At 58.9% G+C, this 545-nt stretch carries 1 protein-coding gene; it reads right to left on the reverse strand.

What is annotated here, in order from left to right; all coding sequences use genetic code 11:
• Positions 1-326: 326 nt before the first annotated feature.
• Positions 327-545 (reverse strand): hypothetical protein (locus tag AACY52_RS29825; RefSeq protein ID WP_339561307.1); only part of this gene is annotated, 219 nt, incomplete at its 5' end.

Here is a 545-nt window from a genome sequence, read left to right on the forward strand (position 1 = left end):
CGAGCTTGCTCGGCAAGGTTTTCGGATAGAGATAACATTCCCTCAACTGCGCCGCCGCCCAATCCTGCCGATCCCGCAATTATCAAGTTCCGCCGCTTGCTGGCGTTGGGGTCGGGGTGGACGCGGTCGGCGTTGGGGTTGATCCGCTCGACGTGCCGCCCCCCTCGCCGCAGGCGGACAGCAATACGATCAGGCTAAAGAGAACCGTTGGGACGCGCGCACGGATCATACCCACCTCTTTGTCGTTGCGCGGAAACGTGCCACGAGCGGTGTGTGCGGTAAAGCGCTCCAATCAAACATTTAGCGAGAGACGCCGCCTCCGCCGATCATGCGATCGGGGAGAGCGACACGGCCGTGGATGCGAGAACGAAGGTGAAAGCGACGGCGGCGACGAGCGAAAAGGCAACGCGCGACAGCGATTCAAAACGAACGGACATGATGATTTTCCCTTTGTTACTTGGCGGTCCGGACCACCCGTCCGCCAACGCACAAAGGATTTGCAGGGAGCGTGCCAAGTTCTCAAGATATTGATGTACAATAACTAT

It is taken from the genome of Pseudomonas sp. EA_65y_Pfl1_P113 (assembly GCF_963970525.1).
GTDB classification, from domain to species: Bacteria; Pseudomonadota; Gammaproteobacteria; order Pseudomonadales; family Pseudomonadaceae; genus Aquipseudomonas; species Aquipseudomonas tritici.